Below are 17469 nucleotides of genomic sequence, written 5' to 3'. Positions count from 1 at the left end.
ACTCAACCCACAATGAATTTGAAAATTTAATTATAACCAAAAAAAATTTTATTAATTAATCTTTGACTTGAAAAATAATAATGAATATACTAGATAAAATTATAGCTGATAAAAAAGAGAAGTTGAACTTAAGAAATGTTTAATTTCAGCAAGTCAATTAGAATCTTTTCCTTTATTTGATTCTGCTACAAAATCATTAAGTAAAAACCTAAGAAATAATATTTTAGGAATTATTGCTGAACACAAGCGCAGATCACCTTCAAAACCTGTAATTAATCAAAATCTTTCCGTAGACGAAGTAAGTATAGGTTATCAAAATGCAGGCGCATCAGGGCTTTCTATTTTAACCGACGGGAAATACTTTGGAGGTTCTTTAGATGATTTAATTTTGGCAAAAGCCGCCACTTCTATACCTATTCTCCGCAAAGAATTTATTATTGACGAATACCAATTATTAGAAGCTAAAGCTTATGGTGCTGACGCTATTTTGTTAATTGCAGCAGTATTAACTCAGGAACAAATTAAACATTTATCCGAATTTGCACAATCTCTAGCTTTAGAAGTATTATTAGAAGTACACAACCAAGAAGAATTAGAAAAATCAATTATGCCTAGTTTAGATATGATTGGTGTAAACAATCGTAATCTAAAAACATTTGAAGTAAACCTAGATTACAGTAAAGAATTGGGAACTAAAATTCCAAATGAATTTGTAAAAGTTTCTGAAAGTGGAATTAGTCATATTGAGGCTATTAAAGAATTACAACCTTATGGATATCAAGGTTTTTTAATTGGTGAAAATTTCATGAAAACAGATAATCCAGGAGAATCATTACATCAGTTTATTAAAAATTTTAACTAACATATAAACCTAATCATTTTATAACTCTTTTTTTAAAAAAACAACACAATGTCTATAAAAATTAAAATATGCGGCATGAAAGACTCCGAAAATATTCAGGAAATAGCCTCATTAAATCCTGACTACCTCGGTTTTATATTTTATGAAAAGAGCGAAAGAAACATTCAAATTAAGACGCTGCCTATTATTCCAGAAACGATTCAAAAAGTAGGTGTATTTGTAAATACACCTTTGGAAGCAATTATTAATAAAATACATCAATACAATTTAAACGTTCTTCAATTACACGGAAACGAATCTATTGAATTTTGCAAAACATTAAAAAAAGATTTACAAAAAATTTCAAGAAAAATCACTATTATAAAAGTCTTTTCAATTGGAGAAACATTTGATTTTAATCTTTTACTTCCTTATGAAAAAATATGTGATTATTTTTTATTTGATACCAAAGGCAAACAACATGGAGGTAATGGAATTGTTTTTAATTGGCAACTTTTAGAAAACTATCCATCCGAAAAACATTTTTTTTTAAGTGGAGGTATCGGAATAGATGAAATAGACTTAGTTCAAGAATTTTTAAAAACAAATATTGGAAAAAAATGTTATGCTATAGATGTAAATAGCAAATTTGAAAATAATACAGGATTAAAAGACGTTACTCGATGCAAACAACTGATTAACAAATTGAGATAAGTAATTGAATTATTCACTAAGAAAATATTTCTAATTTTCATCTATCATTTTAAAACTTTAAACTACAAAACATGAAATATACAGTTAACGAAAAAGGATTTTATGGCCATTTTGGAGGTGCTTTTGTCCCTGAAATGTTATATCCTAATGTAGAAGAATTACGCAAACATTATTTAAACATCATGGAGAGTGATGAATTTAGGTCTGAATATATTACACTATTACAAGAATATGTAGGCAGACCAACACCTCTATATTTAGCTAAAAATTTATCCAAACAATACGGAGCCAAAATTTATTTAAAAAGAGAAGACTTATGTCATACAGGAGCTCATAAAATAAATAATACAATTGGTCAAATTTTATTAGCTAAACGTTTAGGTAAAAATCGAATCATTGCCGAAACAGGAGCAGGTCAACACGGAGTAGCTACTGCTACCGTATGCGCCCTAATGGGGTTACAATGTATCGTATACATGGGTGAAATAGACATTCAGCGTCAAGCACCTAACGTAGCTCGAATGAAAATGTTAGGTGCCGAAGTTCGTCCAGCTACTTCGGGTTCTAAAACGCTAAAAGACGCTACAAATGAAGCTATTCGCGATTGGATTAACAATCCACTCGATACATTTTATATCATAGGCTCTGTTGTAGGCCCTCATCCTTACCCAGATATGGTAGCTCGTTTTCAAAGTATTATTTCAGAAGAAATTAAAAAACAATTAAATGAAAAAGAAGGCGTTGAAAATCCTAATTATGTAATTGCTTGCGTAGGTGGAGGAAGTAATGCTGCCGGTGCTTTTTATCACTTTTTGGAAGATGAAAATATTCAATTAATTGCAGTAGAAGCCGCAGGAAAAGGTATTCATTCAGGAGAAAGTGCCGCTACTTCTATATTAGGCAAAGAAGGAATTATTCACGGGAGCAAAACTTTATTAATGCAAACAGAAGACGGACAAATTACTGAACCATACTCAATATCAGCTGGATTAGATTATCCAGGAGTAGGTCCCTTACATGCTCATTTATTTAAAAGCGGACGTGCCATCTTTATGTCTGCTACTGATGACCAAGCCATGAAAGCTGGATTAAATCTTTGTAAACAAGAGGGTATTATACCCGCCATTGAAAGCTCACATGCTTTAGCTATTCTTAATCAAAAAAGTTTTAATCCCGAAGACATAATTGTTATTAACCTTTCTGGACGAGGTGATAAAGATTTAAATACGTACATCAATTATTTTGGATTATAAGAACAAATTAATAAACATTTTATATTCTTCATTAAATTAAAACTATTAATAAATCGCAACCTTTTTATCTTAATTGAGGTTAAAAAAAATAAAAATGAATAGAATACAACATAAATTACAAGAAAACAAAAAAATATTATCTCTTTATTTTACAGCAGGTTATCCTAATTTAAATGACACCGCAAATATCATTAAAACCCTAGAAAAAAATGGAGTAGATATGATTGAAATTGGTTTACCTTTTAGCGATCCTCTAGCTGATGGTCCTACTATACAGGAAAGCTCTACTCTTGCATTAGAAAACGGAATGACTTCTGCTTTACTTTTTGAACAATTAAAAGATATACGCAAAACAGTATCCATTCCTTTACTTATCATGGGATATTTTAACCCAATAATGCAATATGGAGTAGAAAATTTTTGTAAAAAATGTGCTGAAATAGGAATAGATGGTCTAATTATTCCCGATTTACCATTAGAAATTTATGAACTAGAATACAGTTCTATTTTTGAAAAATATGATTTAGCAAATATCTTTTTAATTACTCCTCAAACTTCTGAAACTCGTATACGAAAAATAGATGCTTTGTCTAATACATTCATTTATATGGTCAGTACAGCTAGCGTAACAGGAAGTCAATCAGGTTTTGGTACTGAACAGATGAAATATTTTGAAAACATTGCCTTAATGAATTTACAAAATCCTCAGATCATTGGTTTTGGTATTTCTAACCACGAAACTTTCCAGCAAGCTACGACCTATCAAAAAGGTGCAATTATAGGCAGTGCATTTATTAAACATTTGAAAAAAAATGGAGTAAATACTATTGAAAATTTTGTTAATAGTCTGAATATATAATTTTATTGAAGAGAGATTCGATATTTTATGATAATTTTCTATTTAGAATAAAAATTTATTAATGTCCAAAAAAATCTTTTTTTAAATCAATATAATTCAAACTAAAGATTAAATCAGAAAACTGTGATTTAGTCAATCAAGTCCTCGTTTCTCATTTTTAGAGAAACGAGGGATCAAAACCATCTGTAAATGATGTTTTTTTTGGATCACACATTTTTTGGGAATGTCGATAACACTAATGCTGCAATTCAACATGGTTTACTTGAATTTGATTCAGCGTTTTAAGCGCAACATAGCATTTATATTTTCCATCCATTTTTAGTTCTTTCAAATAGTATTTTTCTCCATCTATTTCGGTTACATTATCTAATATTTCAAAGGATTTTAAACCCAGATTACGCATTAAAAAAAATAAATTTTATAACTTACTGAAATAAAAGGGTTATTTATTTGATAATTCTAGTTCGTAATTTTATATAGTACTAACAATCAATAAAATATGTTTTTTGAAAATCTCTAACGCGTAATCTGGGTTTAATTCAATATTTTCCCTAAAATAAATTGATTCCCGATATATAGTTTTAGAATTGTAATATTTTCTTAAATACGTTGAATTTAATTGAATCGTTAATTTAAGTAATCTGCTAGATTTTAAACCTTATCTCTCTTTTAATTTCTGACATAAATAGAGGATAAAATGGTTGTATTTATTTAAGAATTTTAAAATAATAGGAAGTATCGTGGGCGATAAGGGATTCGAACCCCTGACCCCCTCGGTGTAAACGAGGTGCTCTGAACCAGCTGAGCTAATCGCCCGATAATTTTTTGAACGTTGTCTTGGACTGTTGTGGGCGATAAGGGATTCGAACCCCTGACCCCCTCGGTGTAAACGAGGTGCTCTGAACCAGCTGAGCTAATCGCCCGATAAATTTTTGAACGTTGTCTTGTGACTGTTGTGGGCGATAAGGGATTCGAACCCCTGACCCCCTCGGTGTAAACGAGGTGCTCTGAACCAGCTGAGCTAATCGCCCGATAAACTTTTGAACGTTGTCTTGTGACTGTTGTGGGCGATAAGGGATTCGAACCCCTGACCCCCTCGGTGTAAACGAGGTGCTCTGAACCAGCTGAGCTAATCGCCCGATAAATTTTTGAACGTTGTCTTGTGACTGTTGTGGGCGATAAGGGATTCGAACCCCTGACCCCCTCGGTGTAAACGAGGTGCTCTGAACCAGCTGAGCTAATCGCCCGATAAACTTTTGAACGTTGTCTTGTGACTGTTGTGGGCGATAAGGGATTCGAACCCCTGACCCCCTCGGTGTAAACGAGGTGCTCTGAACCAGCTGAGCTAATCGCCCGATAAACTTTTGAACGTTGTCTTGTGACTGTTGTGGGCGATAAGGGATTCGAACCCCTGACCCCCTCGGTGTAAACGAGGTGCTCTGAACCAGCTGAGCTAATCGCCCGATAAACTTTTGAACGTTGTCTTGTGACTGTTGTGGGCGATAAGGGATTCGAACCCCTGACCCCCTCGGTGTAAACGAGGTGCTCTGAACCAGCTGAGCTAATCGCCCAATAACTTTTAGAAGAATACCTTCCGTTATTGTGGGTGCAAATATAAGATACTTTTTTTGTAAAACAATAAAAAAGTAAAGAATTTTACACAATTTCTGCTACTACAAATGTACTTCCTCCTATATAAATAAAATCATTCGCTTTTGCTAACTCCTTAACACGAATATAAGCATCTGAAACAGAATAAGCTATCTCATTAAATAGTAATCCGTAAGATTCAGCAACCGTTTTTAATTTTTCTGCATCCAAACCACGTGGTACATTGGGTTTTGTAAAAATATAATATGCTTCTTTAGGAAAAAGCGGTAAAATATCATTTAAATCCTTATCATTAACCACACCTAAAACAAAAAATAGACGATTATAAGTTTCTTTTTCTATTTGATTTAATACTATCTTTAATCCATGACTATTATGGGCGGTATCACAAATAACTTTGGGTTCTGTTTCTAATTGTTGCCAACGTCCTAACAAGTTCGTATTTTGTATTACATTTAGTAATCCTTTTCCTAATTGTGTATCTGTAATAGTAAAATATTCCCGAAGAATTTCAATTGTTTGTAAAACGGTCTTTATGTTATGTTTTTGGTAATCTCCCAATAATCCGCAAGGATATTCTTTAAACACTCGATCTGAAGCAAAATAAATAGCAGATTGCATATTTTTTGCTGTATTCAAAAAGACTGCCTTAGTTTCAGGTAAATATTCTCCAATTACTACAGGGATACCTGACTTGACAATACCTGCTTTTTCGGTCGCTATTGCCTCTAATGTAGTACCTAAAAACTGTACATGATCCCAACCTATATTTGTTATAACAGAGACTAAGGGTGTAATTATATTAGTAGAATCCAGCCGTCCTCCAAGACCTACTTCTATAACCGCAATATCAACATTTTCATCTGCAAAATATTGAAAAGCTAATCCTACTGTCATTTCAAAAAAGCTTAAGTGATTTTGTTGAAAAAAGGGTTTATTTTTTTGTATAAATTCAACCACATAATCTTCCTTTATCACTATTCCATTTATTTGAATACGTTCTTTATAATCTTTTAGATGAGGTGAAGTATACAACCCTACTTTATAACCCGCTTCCTGTAAAATAGACGCTAACATAGAAGAAGTAGATCCTTTACCATTAGTTCCGGCAATATGAATCGTTTTTATTTTTTTTCGGGATTTCCTAAATGATTAGCTAATAAAATAGTATTTGTTAAGTCTTTTTATAAGCTGTAGCTCCTTGTTGCTGATACATAGGAAGCTGTTCAAACATCCATTCAATCGTTTCTTGATATGTCATAAAAATCTAATGGGATTTATTGCCCTACTTCAAAATTAAAAACTATAAAACCTATTTGTCTTTCAGGAGCTTGTTGGTCTGCCTGCCATTTAAATGTTCTTGAAGCTTCTAAAGCTGGATTTATTAAACAAGGATGTGTATTGGTTGTTCCTTTTACATAACTAGCATTAATAACTTGACCATTCCTATTTACAGTAACTTGCACAACGACTCTTCCTGTTTCATTGCAATCTTGCACTTTACGGGATTTAGAGGCTAAATTTCTTCCTTTTAACCCCCATCCGGCCCCTCCTATTCCTGAACCCGATCCATAAAATGAATTAGCGTATCTACTTCCATTTAAATCACCTTTATCCCCCGGTATATCATTATCTCCATTACTCTCATTGACACCTTTTGTTTTAGGTCCATTAATTAAACTAGATAAAGCGTCATCTGTTGACTTATTAGGCCGTTTGGATTCTTCTTTCTTTTCTATTATTGCTTTTTTTATAAGTGATTGCTTAATAACGGGAGCATCACTAGATTCATTATTTAAAATATTTTCTTCTTCATCTATAGCTTTTGATTCTACTATTTTAGGTTTTGATGAAGAAGCTATTATTTCTTTGGGTTGTATTTGCCCCTGTCCTACTTCGCTCGTTCCAAAATTAATTGTTATTCCATTTTCTGGTGGAGGATCTACATAAGTTAATCCAAAAAACAGAAACAAAAAGAGTAGGATAACAAAAATCACTGTAGTAATAGCAAATGATTTTTTTTCCTCTGGCGTTTCTAAAAACAACATATTATTTAGGTCTTACTGCTAAAACAATTTTTATCTGATTACGATTAGCTATATCCATAACATAAACTGCTTTTTCTATAGGTACTCCTTCAGCTACACGAAGCACAACTGATTTATTCTCTTTATTGAGAATTGTTAGCAATTTAGTTTCTATTTCATTTTGAGCAACAGGTTGTTTATCTATATAGTATTCTTTATCCTTATCTATGCTTATAGATATACTCTTATTATTGTCTGTTTTGCCTTTTGCTTTTGGCAAAACTAAATCTAGAGCATTTGTAGTAACCATAGTAGATGTTAACATAAAGAATATCAATAACAAAAAAACAATATCTGTCATGGATGACATATTAAACTCAGCCGAAACTTTATTTCTTCCTCTTAAATTCATAATTATCGTTCGTTTAACAAATCTAAAAATTCAACTGCATTTAATTCCATTTGATGTACTACTTTATCTGTTTTTACGACTAAATGGTTATAACCTACATAAGCTATTAAACCAACTATCAAACCTACTACTGTTGTCATCATAGCGGTATAAATCCCTTCGGCTAACATTCCTACTTCTATTTGTCCTCCTCCACTTGCCATTTTATGAAATGCCATTACCATTCCGACAACCGTACCTAAAAAGCCCGTCATAGGTCCTGCTCCTGAAAGTGTAGCGAGCATACTCACATTTTTCTCTAATTTATAAACTTCTAGTTTTCCTGCATTTTCTATTGCTGTATTAATATCTTCTAAACGATTACCTATTCTTGAAATTCCTTTTTCAATCAACCGAGCAACTGGTGAATCAGTAGCTACACATAATAATTTAGCTGCATCTAACTTACCATTAGTAACATGATCTTTTATTAATAACATAAATTTATCATCTATTTTAGAAGCTTTATTAATAGCCATAAGTCGTTCAAAATACAAATACAATGCAAAGAACAACATAACAAATAAAGATAACATGATAATTTGACCAACTAATCCTCCAGAGGTTAATAATGCCCATATAGACAACGTTTTTTCTACTGGTATACTTTCTTGATTAACTTGATTAATACTTGTGGCAAGTGAATCTATTTGAAAAAATAAGCTCATATATTTTTTTTATTTTAAACGATTTTCTTTTGAAATAATTGTTTGGTAAATATAGCAGATTTTGATTTAATGTAAAAAATGATTCTAAAGAGTCTATTTATTGATTGGAATAATGTTTTATTTTTTGTTTCCTAATCTTGGTGTTTGAACAAAATAAATTGTTACAATAATTATAAAAAGAAAATTTACGACTATTTTTAACTATAAGTCTTACATGACATTAAACAATACTTAGTAATACATCCTAAAACCTAATGACTGACAAAGTGCATATTGTTTTTCAAATAAGGTTTCTGTTAAATCTACCACATCGTCTATCTCTTCTATTAGTGAAAAATAGAGATTATCTAACATAGTACTCAAAATAGGAACACGGTTAATGTATCCTGAAAGTGCTTTGGCTCCTGTAATATCTAAAAAATATTGAAAAGTTTCTTCCTCTAAATCCAATGGAAAGGTATTAGCAAAATGAATTATTTTATCTTTTAATTTTCCCTCAAAGAACTCCGCTATTTCCTCAAAAGTATAATAATAACTATCTATTTTAAGTTCGTTGGCTCTCCCTTGCATTACTAAATAAATAACAGTATAGTCTTTAAAATGCCTATCTTCATATAATAAGGTACTGATACTTTCTTCAAAACTTTCTATACTGTCAAAAGTTTTATATACATTCGTTATTCTATATTGAAAAGCAAGATTTTCCAATGAAGTTAGAATAATACTTGCTTTTTCTTCTGTTACGTCTTTAACAGATTCTAGGCAATATATCTGATTTTTTTGAGGCATAGCTACCATTATTTTATATATAAATCTATTTTATTTTCTTATTTTTTTCAATTCTAATACTAAAAGAATTGTTTTATTGTCTATAAAAGATGCAAATTTACTTAAACCATAAAATAATTCTATTTTTTCATATATTTTGATTTTATCTTAGTTCAATATTTTCAAAAAGGATTTTTTTTAAATGATTTACAATAAATTGAGGTGCTTTTTTTTAAATCAGATTATACGTTACGCCCTGATTAAGCATTATACCATTTAAGGTTCAAATTTACTGTAATAATATCGTGTAATATCTCTTGATTCGTGTATCCTGTAGTGGGTTTTGGATTAGGTAATTTCAAAACTAAAATGGTATTAGTTTATTTTTAAGCGAATTTTAATGTGGATCTGGGTTTAGATATAGAACAAAAATCTTTATTTTTTGGGTAAATCAAAAAGTTTAACCCAGATTACGCATTAGAAAAAATAATTTTTATAACTTATTGAAATAGAATGGTTTATTTATTTAATAATTCTAGTTCGTAATTTTATATAGTACTAACAATCAATAAAATATGTTTTTTGAAAATCTCTAACGCGTAATCTGGGTTTAAATCACCTTATTAATAAGAAACGTATTAACTTCGTTATTAAATAAGAAAAGAAATTTACAAGTATTTTATCTTTTACTTTGTTGAATTATTTTTAATATAAAACCATTTTAAAATCGTATCGCCAATTTTGTCATCTAATTTATCTCCATCAAAAATATTAATTTTACCTAAATAGCAACTGTTTTTTTCTCTATTGGTATATTTTCCAAAATCATCCTGTTTTATTTCGGTTGAATTACCACTTGTAGGATATAATAGCATTGCTTTTTGACTATCCCAATATTCATTATACGCGTACATTTGACGCAAATCTTGAACGGAAGGAAGTACATTATCTATATTTTTCCATTTTGTGTCAATTATAGCCATTTTTCCACATTTTTCAATAATTATATCTGGATGAATAGATTTTTTTTCCAGAAAAGGCCTAGCCTTTTGGCCTTTTATAATAATACCTTTCTTTTTAGCTGTTTGTTGTAAACGAACATATATATACTCTTTCCATAATAGGTTTATATCAAAGAGTAATACTAATATTTTTTGATTTTGATTTGTAATATTAGCATAATTTAGGATAATTGAACGAGCAATCGTTAATGCTTTTTCATAAGGTTCTGTTTTTCTATTACTAGGTATTTCATTAAAAATATTAGTAATGTCTTGAATTTCTGTAATTTCAGGGAAATTAAGCTGAATCATTTTACATCTGCTATTTATGTATTTTCCAGGGGTAATTGAATTTATAATTTCTAAGGCTTGAGCTAAAATTTGATAAATCAAAAGGTCTTTATCATATACTTGATGAGTTGTGTATAAACGTTCTTTCTTGATTAAATTTTTAGCAATATGTCGCGCAAATTTCAATTTTCCTCTTAACTCTTTTATTTTACTAGTTTCCTTATTATAGGGTTTAATGAGTCCTTGATGAATAAGTATTTGTACTTCATTTAAAAACCATTCAAAATAAATATCTAATAAATCTGTTGTTTGTTTTGTTATGTTGGCTTCATCTATTTGTTGTATATTTAATTTACGGGTTAAACGAAGCATTTCTACTAAAGCTTTTTGCCATTTTTGTTTGTTAGCTTCTTCTTCTAATTCATGCTTATCTATTTTGGGCAAAATTTCTATTATCAAATCACAAACTTGAATTACTCCTACAAAATTTTGAAACGTGACTTTTTTTAATTCAATCTTAAAATATTTATTTTGATGTAGTTCGTTGAATTTAGCTAAAGCTTGAAAATGAGATTCTTCAATTTTGCAACCATCGTATTCTTGACCACAAATTAAGATACTATCTTCAAAGATCTGTATACTTTTAAATTTATTCATTTGTTCAAACTTTATTTTTCAGTGATATGATATATTAGCTTTTTTAATCATTTTATTTAATAATACATTTCTGTTTTGAAACGACTCGTTTGTGTGATTTAGTATTAATTCAACAAAGTATTACAACCTTTTGATTATTAAAATCTTTTTGGAGACTAAAAACAGTTTGAGAATTTAGACTTTTGAGTCGTGTAAATAATTTAGTTAATAAAATAGAGCGAGATTTCCATTTTTTTATTATTTCTATATTAAAAGGTAATATGTAATTTTTTGGTGGAATTTGATATGATGCTGTAAAAACAGACTTTATTTCTTCTGAATTAAGATCTAATTCTTGATTTTTTATTAAATCGCAAAAGTTTTTATAGGGTGTAAAAGAAAGCGAGTGGTTGTATTGTATTGAAGAGGTTCTTTTTGTGAAATTTATATTTTTTTCTGGATTTACACTTGATTTAATGAATAATATCATTTTGATTTTAGAAATAAAAATAGGCTTTGTTGCTACTATTTTTTGTAATACATTATACCATTTAAATAAGATAATAAGTATTGCCCCTTTTTTATCATTTAATTTTATTTCTTCATTTTTAATAATTAAAAAAACATATTTTATCTTGTTCTTAATAACCTGAATAAAATTCTTATAGAACATATTTTGATAAAATATGGTAAATAGTATTTGCTTATTAATTAATAAAGAGTCCAATTCTTCTTTAATATCTAGGTTTATTTTTATTAATAATTTCTATTGTTTTATCAATGATAGGATCTATTTTTTGGATACTTTAACCTATCGTATAAAATGAGATCAATTCTGATAGTTTGATTTTTTGTTTATGTTACTTTTAGATTACTTTACATTTCAAATAGAAAACAGTCAAACAACAATGCGTATATATTTAACTTTAAGTTAATTTATTCAAAAATACCTATAAAAAAACACTTTTGCAATTTTTAAAGCAAAGTATTTTTTTAAAACAAACAATTAATCCCTTCGAGATGAATTGAATATTTTATTATGTTTATTATAGTTCGTTTGTTCTTATTTCTCTGAAGAAATAAGGTCTTGTATTTATAAAATATTCAACAATAAAAAAATAGGAAATAGCTCTAAATACAAATTTTATACATTTAAAGACGAGTGCATAATCCATTTTTACCATAACTACATATACTATATCAGCCATTGCAGAAAAAACAATGGCTATTAAGATATTATTAAAGCAGAGGTTATTTATCACTAAATAATTATAGGTGCAAATTGAAATTAAGAAAGTTAGCACAGTTCCATACACAACAATAGCAATAGAATATTTCATATCTTCAAAATCCAATCCATTTAGTAAAAAATAGGTTAAAATCATTAAAAAAAAGGTTCCTAGTAACGAGAAATTAAAAGCTTTTTTATTAAAACCTATCTTCTTTGTTTCTTTAATTGTTAAAAAAAGAAGTAATAGATAGGGAAATAAATCCAATCCCATATTAAAGAATTGAATAAACTCTAGGTTAAATAACGTGAGTGCATCTGTAAAAAAGTAAACTATAAATATAAGTGATACGTATAATATATTTTGCTTTTCTTCTACAGCTAAATAACGAGCTATTAAGGCAGGTATAATGATTGGTCTACAAATAATTAATAAAAATTCATTATCTAATACCATGGCTATAACGGATAAAAAACAAGCTACTAGATATACATATAATGGTGCATTCTTTAACATAACATTGTATTAAACTCTTCTTCTGACAAAATAGTGATTCCTAATTGTGTTGCCTTTTCTAATTTGGCAGGTCCCATATTATTTCCTGCTATTACATAATGCGTTTTTGATGAAATACTACTTCCTACTTTTCCTCCATTATTTTCTATTAACTGTTTTAATTCGTCTCTTGAAAATTTTTCAAATACTCCTGATATTACAAAAATTTTTCCTTTTAGTAGATCTGATATTATCTCGGAGTCTGTTTCTGATAATTCTAGTTGTATTCCATAATTTTTTAAACGATTTAAGATCGTTAAATTATCTTCATTTTCAAAAAATTCTATTACACTTTGCGCTATCTTAACTCCTATTTCATCTACAGTAATCAACTCTTCTAATGTTGATTTTTGAAGATTTTCGATTGATTTATAATGTTTTACTAATTTTTTAGCTACTGTTTCTCCTACGTATCGAATGCCTAATGCGTATAATACTCGTTCAAAAGTAGTTTCTTTAGATTTCTGTATACCTGCTAATAAATTATCTGCTGATTTCTCTGCCATTCTATCCAAAATAATTATTTGCTCTTTTTAAGATCATATAAATCGGCATAGTTCGTAACTAATTTATTTTTGAATAATAATGCTACGGTTTCTCCTCCTAGACCTTCTATATCCATGGCTTTTCGGGATATATAATGTTGGATTCTTCCTATTATTTGAGGAGGACATCCATAATAATTAGGACAATAATGTTGTGCCTCTCCTTCTTTTCTAATTAATTCGGTTTGGCATTCTGGACAGTGTGTTATATAGATTGTTTTGTTTGAACTTGGGGATCGTTTTGATTCATTTACACCTACAATTTTAGGAATAATTTCTCCTCCTTTTTCTACAAAAACTTCGTCTTCTATTCTTATATCTAATTTTTCTATTTGATCTGCATTATGCAGAGAGGCTCTTTTTACAATTGTACCTGCTAATTGTATTGGTTCTAAATTAGCTACTGGTGTAATAGCTCCCGTTCTACCTACTTGATAGGATATTGAATTTAGTTTTGTTGTTACTTGTTCTGCTCTAAACTTATAAGCTATTGCCCAACGTGGCGATTTGGCAGTATAACCTAGTTCTTCTTGTTGATCTAAATTATTTACTTTTATTACGACTCCATCTGTTTCATAGGGCATTTCGTGACGATGAATATCCCAGTATTCTATAAAATCAAAAACCTCTTGCATAGAGAAAGCTAATTTGGATTGTACAGGTACTTTAAATCCCCAATTTCTTGCTTTTTCTAAACTTTCAAATTGTGTTCCGATAGGTAAATTATTGCCTATTAAGGAATATAATAAGCAATCTAATGGTCTTTTTGCTACTTCTGAACTATCTTGTAATTTTAAACTTCCTGAAGCTGTATTTCGAGGATTTGAATAGGGAGTTTCTCCTATCTCTATTAACTCTTGATTCATTCGTTCAAATCCAGCAAATGGCAAAATAATTTCGCCTCTGATTTCAAACCTATCAGGAAAGTCCCCTTGAAGCGTTAAAGGAACTGTTTTAATCGTTTTAATGTTGTGGGTTACATCATCTCCCTGAAAGCCATCACCACGTGTTACTGCACGCAATAGTTTTCCATTTTCATAGGTAATACTTATTGAAGCTCCATCATACTTAAGTTCGCATGTATACTGAACAGGAGTGTTACCTAATATTTTTTGTATTCGAGTTTCCCAATCTAAAAGATCTTCTTTTGAATAAGAATTATCCAAAGAATACATACGATATTCATGCTGAATCGTTGTAAAATTTTTTGTTATAGATCCTCCAACACGTTGAGTTGGAGAACTTGGATCATTATATTCGGGATGTTTTTCTTCTAGATCTTGTAGTTTTTTTAGTTTTATATCAAAATCGTAGTCTGATATAGTGGGATTATCTAAGATATAGTAGTTATAATTATGTTGATTTAGTTCGTTTCTAAGGGCTTGTATTTCTGAAAAAACATCCATAAAAAAAGGCTATTAAAGTAATAAAATACTAAAGTAGCCATTTAATTATAGTAAAGCAAAAAAATTACTCAATGATCCCATTTATTTGCATATACAGCTGTCCATCACTTAATATGGCTCCTTGTTCTATTAACTCAAATAATTCGTTATTACGTTCTTTTGTATATTCTTTTTTTCCACGCAGGAGCTCTACTTTTTCTGTAAATAAATGATCTCCTAACCATTTTAATCCTTCATTAGTTAAAAAATCCACCTCTATGTTGAGAGCTTTAATTACAATGGTTTGCATAAAGTATTCTTGGCAATGAAACAAAAAGATATGTCTTTTTGAAAAATGTTCTATAAATTTAGCATTTTTCAACACTCCTTCCCAAATTAGATCGGAAAAAACATCTAATTCTTGTTCTGCCACTTCAGTATTATTTACTTTTAACTGATCCCATTCTACTTTATCAATTTGTTGAGTAGCCAAAAAATTGGCAAATTCCTGATGTAGGGAATCAAATTGTTCTTTGGTAAGTCTCTTATATTTCAAATTAATAAAATTTAGTTATTTATAATAAAAATAAAAAAAAGTCCCAAAAGGGACTTTAAAAATATTATTTTTTTAAAATTAAGCTTGTTCAGCTATAATTTCAAATGGTAATTCAACGATAACTTCGCGGTGTAAACGAACAGTAGCGGTATATTTACCAATTCTTTTAACTACACCAGAAGTAATGAATTTTTTCTCGATAGCCTGACCATTTTTTTCTAAAACTTGTGCTATATCAGCATTTGTTACAGATCCGAATAATTTTTCACCACCTGCTTTAGCTGTAATTTTAATATCTAAAGCTTTAATAGCTTCTGCTTTAGCTTTAGCATCTGCTACTATTTTAGCTTCTTTATGAGCTTTTTGCTTTAAGTTTTCAGCTAAAACTTTTTTTGCAGAAGGAGTAGCTAATACTGCAAATCCTTGAGGAATTAAGAAGTTACGACCATAACCAGGTTTAACTGTTACGATATCATCTTTAAATCCTAAATTTTGAACGTCTTGTTTTAAGATAAGTTCCATGTTGTTGTCCTTTTTGTTTTAGAAGTTAGGTTCCTTTCGGAAACCAACAACTTTTTTGTTAGTTATTATTTTAATAAATCGGCTACGTATGGCATTAAAGCTAAATGACGAGCTCTTTTTACCGCTACAGACACTTTTCTTTGGTATTTTAAAGAAGTTCCTGTTAAACGACGAGGAAGGATTTTACCTTGCTCGTTTACAAATTTTAATAAGAAATCAGCATCTTTATAGTCTATATATTTGATTCCTGATTTTTTGAAACGACAATATTTTTTTTGTTTGTTCGTATCAATGTTTAAAGGCGTTAAATATCTGATATCTCCGTCTTTTTTTCCTTTTGCAGATTGTTCAATTGTAGACATATCAATTAAGCTTTTTTAGTTTTTAACTTCTCTCTTCTTCTCTCAGCCCAAGCTACAGCGTGTTTATCTAAACTTACTGTTAAGAAACGCATAACGCGCTCATCACGTCTGTACTCGATTTCTAAACCTGCTAAAACTTCACTAGAAGCTTCAAATTGGATTAATTGATAAAATCCAGATTTTTTGTTTTGGATTTCATACGCTAATTTTTTTAATCCCCAATCCTCTTTAGCAACAATCTTAGCACCTTTTGAAGTTAAAAAATCTTCAAATTTGCTTACTGTTTCCTTTACCTGAGTTTCAGATAAAACGGGATTCAAGATGAAAACAGTTTCATAATGATTCATAGTAATAAAATTTATTTGTTATAAAATTGGGTGCAAAATTAGTGATATTATTTAAAACAGCAAATATTTTATTACACTTTTCGACGAAATGACTGATTTTCACGAAAATAATTTGACATTTAAAAAAAATAAACTATTTTTAACCGTCCAATCTATTTTAAACTGTTTCCCATGAAGTTGAATTGTATTGTCGTAGATGACAGCTCTATCCAAAGAATTTTAGTTACGAAACTAGTAGAAGCTCACCCAAACTTAAATTTAGTTGGTGAATTTTCTAACGCGGTTGAAACGAAAGGTTCTTTAGCTATAAATGAAGTAGATTTATTGTTTCTAGATATAGAAATGCCTATCATTAATGGTTTTAACTTACTAGATGGTTTAAAAGAAAAACCACAAATTATTTTTATTACAGCTAAGGCAGAATATGCACTAAAAGCTTTTGATTATGAAGCTACAGACTATCTACAAAAACCACTCACCAAAGAACGTTTTAACATTGCTGTAAAAAGAGCTATGGATTTACACATGCTTAGAAAAGATCATAATGCTGAAGAAGAAGGTGAACATATTTATATCAAAAGTAATTTAAAAAAACTAAAAGTATATACTGCTAAAATAAAGTGGATTGAAGCTTTTGGTGACTATGTAAAAATAGTTACAGAGGAAGACAGCCATCTTGTTCTGTCTACTATGAAATCTTTTGAAAAAGATCTTTCAAGAGAAAAATTTGTTCGTGTTCATAAATCATTTATTATTAACATTGATAAAATAGAGAAATTCAATAGCAAATTTGCTGAAATTGGCGTTACAAAAATCCCTTTAAGCCGTAACAAAAAGAAGAGTTAATG

16 protein-coding genes, 8 tRNA genes and 3 pseudogenes are annotated in these 17469 nt (G+C 29.6%); 5 read left to right on the top strand and 22 right to left on the bottom strand.

Annotated features, from left to right (window positions below):
* Positions 1-80 precede the first annotated feature (80 nt).
* From trpC to trpA, 4 genes and pseudogenes are all read left to right on the top strand, one after another.
* Positions 81-862: pseudogene (trpC, locus tag JJC05_RS15330) on the top strand (indole-3-glycerol phosphate synthase TrpC).
* Between the two features lie 48 nt (positions 863-910).
* Positions 911-1555 (top strand): phosphoribosylanthranilate isomerase, encoded by a 645-nt coding sequence (locus tag JJC05_RS15325; protein ID WP_258129846.1) that lies wholly within the window; start codon positions 911-913, stop codon positions 1553-1555.
* A 71-nt stretch (positions 1556-1626) separates the two neighbouring features.
* Positions 1627-2808 (top strand): tryptophan synthase subunit beta, encoded by a 1182-nt coding sequence (trpB, locus tag JJC05_RS15320; RefSeq protein WP_105195613.1) that lies wholly within the window; start codon positions 1627-1629, stop codon positions 2806-2808.
* Positions 2809-2902: 94 nt separating this feature from the next.
* Positions 2903-3667, top strand: coding sequence for a tryptophan synthase subunit alpha (trpA, locus tag JJC05_RS15315; protein WP_105195614.1), 765 nt, complete (start codon positions 2903-2905; stop codon positions 3665-3667).
* Positions 3668-3902: 235 nt separating this feature from the next.
* On the opposite strand, the gene JJC05_RS15310 is transcribed toward trpA, so the two are convergent.
* From JJC05_RS15310 to rpsF, 22 genes and pseudogenes are all read right to left on the bottom strand, one after another.
* Positions 3903-4070, bottom strand: a complete 168-nt coding sequence (locus tag JJC05_RS15310; RefSeq protein WP_235877771.1) for a hypothetical protein — start codon at positions 4068-4070, stop codon at positions 3903-3905.
* 338 nt (positions 4071-4408) lie between these two features.
* Positions 4409-4483 (bottom strand) — tRNA-Val (locus JJC05_RS15305).
* Positions 4484-4515: 32 nt separating this feature from the next.
* Positions 4516-4590, bottom strand: a tRNA-Val gene (locus JJC05_RS15300).
* Between the two features lie 33 nt (positions 4591-4623).
* Positions 4624-4698: transfer RNA gene (locus JJC05_RS15295), tRNA-Val, on the bottom strand.
* Between the two features lie 33 nt (positions 4699-4731).
* A tRNA-Val gene (locus tag JJC05_RS15290) sits at positions 4732-4806 on the bottom strand.
* Positions 4807-4839: 33 nt separating this feature from the next.
* Positions 4840-4914, bottom strand: a tRNA-Val gene (locus JJC05_RS15285).
* Positions 4915-4947: 33 nt separating this feature from the next.
* Positions 4948-5022, bottom strand: a tRNA-Val gene (locus JJC05_RS15280).
* Positions 5023-5055: 33 nt separating this feature from the next.
* A tRNA-Val gene (locus JJC05_RS15275) sits at positions 5056-5130 on the bottom strand.
* 33 nt (positions 5131-5163) lie between these two features.
* Positions 5164-5238 (bottom strand) — tRNA-Val (locus JJC05_RS15270).
* Positions 5239-5323: 85 nt separating this feature from the next.
* Positions 5324-6539 (bottom strand): annotated as a pseudogene (locus JJC05_RS15265) (bifunctional folylpolyglutamate synthase/dihydrofolate synthase).
* A 16-nt stretch (positions 6540-6555) separates the two neighbouring features.
* A complete protein-coding gene (locus JJC05_RS15260; RefSeq protein WP_235877769.1) occupies positions 6556-7326 on the bottom strand; it encodes an energy transducer TonB in 771 nt (256 codons plus the stop codon).
* A gap of 1 nt (position 7327) precedes the next feature.
* Entirely contained in the window at positions 7328-7717 is a 390-nt protein-coding gene (locus JJC05_RS15255; RefSeq protein WP_088394601.1) for an ExbD/TolR family protein, read from the bottom strand.
* A gap of 2 nt (positions 7718-7719) precedes the next feature.
* Positions 7720-8424 (bottom strand): MotA/TolQ/ExbB proton channel family protein, encoded by a 705-nt coding sequence (locus tag JJC05_RS15250; RefSeq protein ID WP_105195617.1) that lies wholly within the window; start codon positions 8422-8424, stop codon positions 7720-7722.
* Positions 8425-8655: 231 nt separating this feature from the next.
* On the bottom strand, positions 8656-9213 hold the full coding sequence (locus JJC05_RS15245; RefSeq protein ID WP_235877767.1) for a DUF6642 family protein: 558 nt from the start codon (positions 9211-9213) through the stop codon (positions 8656-8658).
* A gap of 665 nt (positions 9214-9878) precedes the next feature.
* Positions 9879-11141 carry an McrC family protein gene (locus JJC05_RS15240; RefSeq protein ID WP_235877765.1) on the bottom strand — a complete coding sequence of 421 codons (1263 nt, stop codon included), beginning with the start codon at positions 11139-11141 and terminating at the stop codon, positions 9879-9881.
* Positions 11142-11250: 109 nt separating this feature from the next.
* Positions 11251-11793, bottom strand: a complete 543-nt coding sequence (locus tag JJC05_RS15235) for a hypothetical protein (protein WP_127822988.1) — start codon at positions 11791-11793, stop codon at positions 11251-11253.
* 373 nt (positions 11794-12166) lie between these two features.
* Positions 12167-12865, bottom strand: a complete 699-nt coding sequence (locus JJC05_RS15230) for a hypothetical protein (protein ID WP_235877764.1) — start codon at positions 12863-12865, stop codon at positions 12167-12169.
* Positions 12859-14855, bottom strand: a pseudogene (gene ligA, locus JJC05_RS15225) (NAD-dependent DNA ligase LigA). Before ligA ends, JJC05_RS15230 begins: the two are co-directional and overlap by 7 nt.
* A gap of 64 nt (positions 14856-14919) precedes the next feature.
* A complete protein-coding gene (locus tag JJC05_RS15220) occupies positions 14920-15390 on the bottom strand; it encodes a DUF6495 family protein (protein WP_088394637.1) in 471 nt (156 codons plus the stop codon).
* Between the two features lie 78 nt (positions 15391-15468).
* A complete protein-coding gene (gene rplI / locus JJC05_RS15215) occupies positions 15469-15912 on the bottom strand; it encodes a 50S ribosomal protein L9 (protein ID WP_105197031.1) in 444 nt (147 codons plus the stop codon).
* Positions 15913-15977: 65 nt separating this feature from the next.
* Positions 15978-16274, bottom strand: a complete 297-nt coding sequence (gene rpsR, locus JJC05_RS15210; protein ID WP_073311282.1) for a 30S ribosomal protein S18 — start codon at positions 16272-16274, stop codon at positions 15978-15980.
* Positions 16275-16279: 5 nt separating this feature from the next.
* Entirely contained in the window at positions 16280-16621 is a 342-nt protein-coding gene (gene rpsF, locus JJC05_RS15205; RefSeq protein WP_060382383.1) for a 30S ribosomal protein S6, read from the bottom strand.
* Positions 16622-16792: 171 nt separating this feature from the next.
* Here rpsF and JJC05_RS15200 point away from each other — a divergent pair, with 171 nt between their 5' ends.
* Entirely contained in the window at positions 16793-17467 is a 675-nt protein-coding gene (locus JJC05_RS15200; protein ID WP_235877763.1) for a LytR/AlgR family response regulator transcription factor, read from the top strand.
* Positions 17468-17469 lie beyond the last annotated feature (2 nt).

Source organism: Flavobacterium davisii, from assembly GCF_019565505.1.
Classification (GTDB): Bacteria; Bacteroidota; Bacteroidia; order Flavobacteriales; family Flavobacteriaceae; genus Flavobacterium; species Flavobacterium davisii.
Note: the sequence above shows the minus strand (reverse complement) of the source record. Positions and strands in the feature narration are given on the sequence as shown.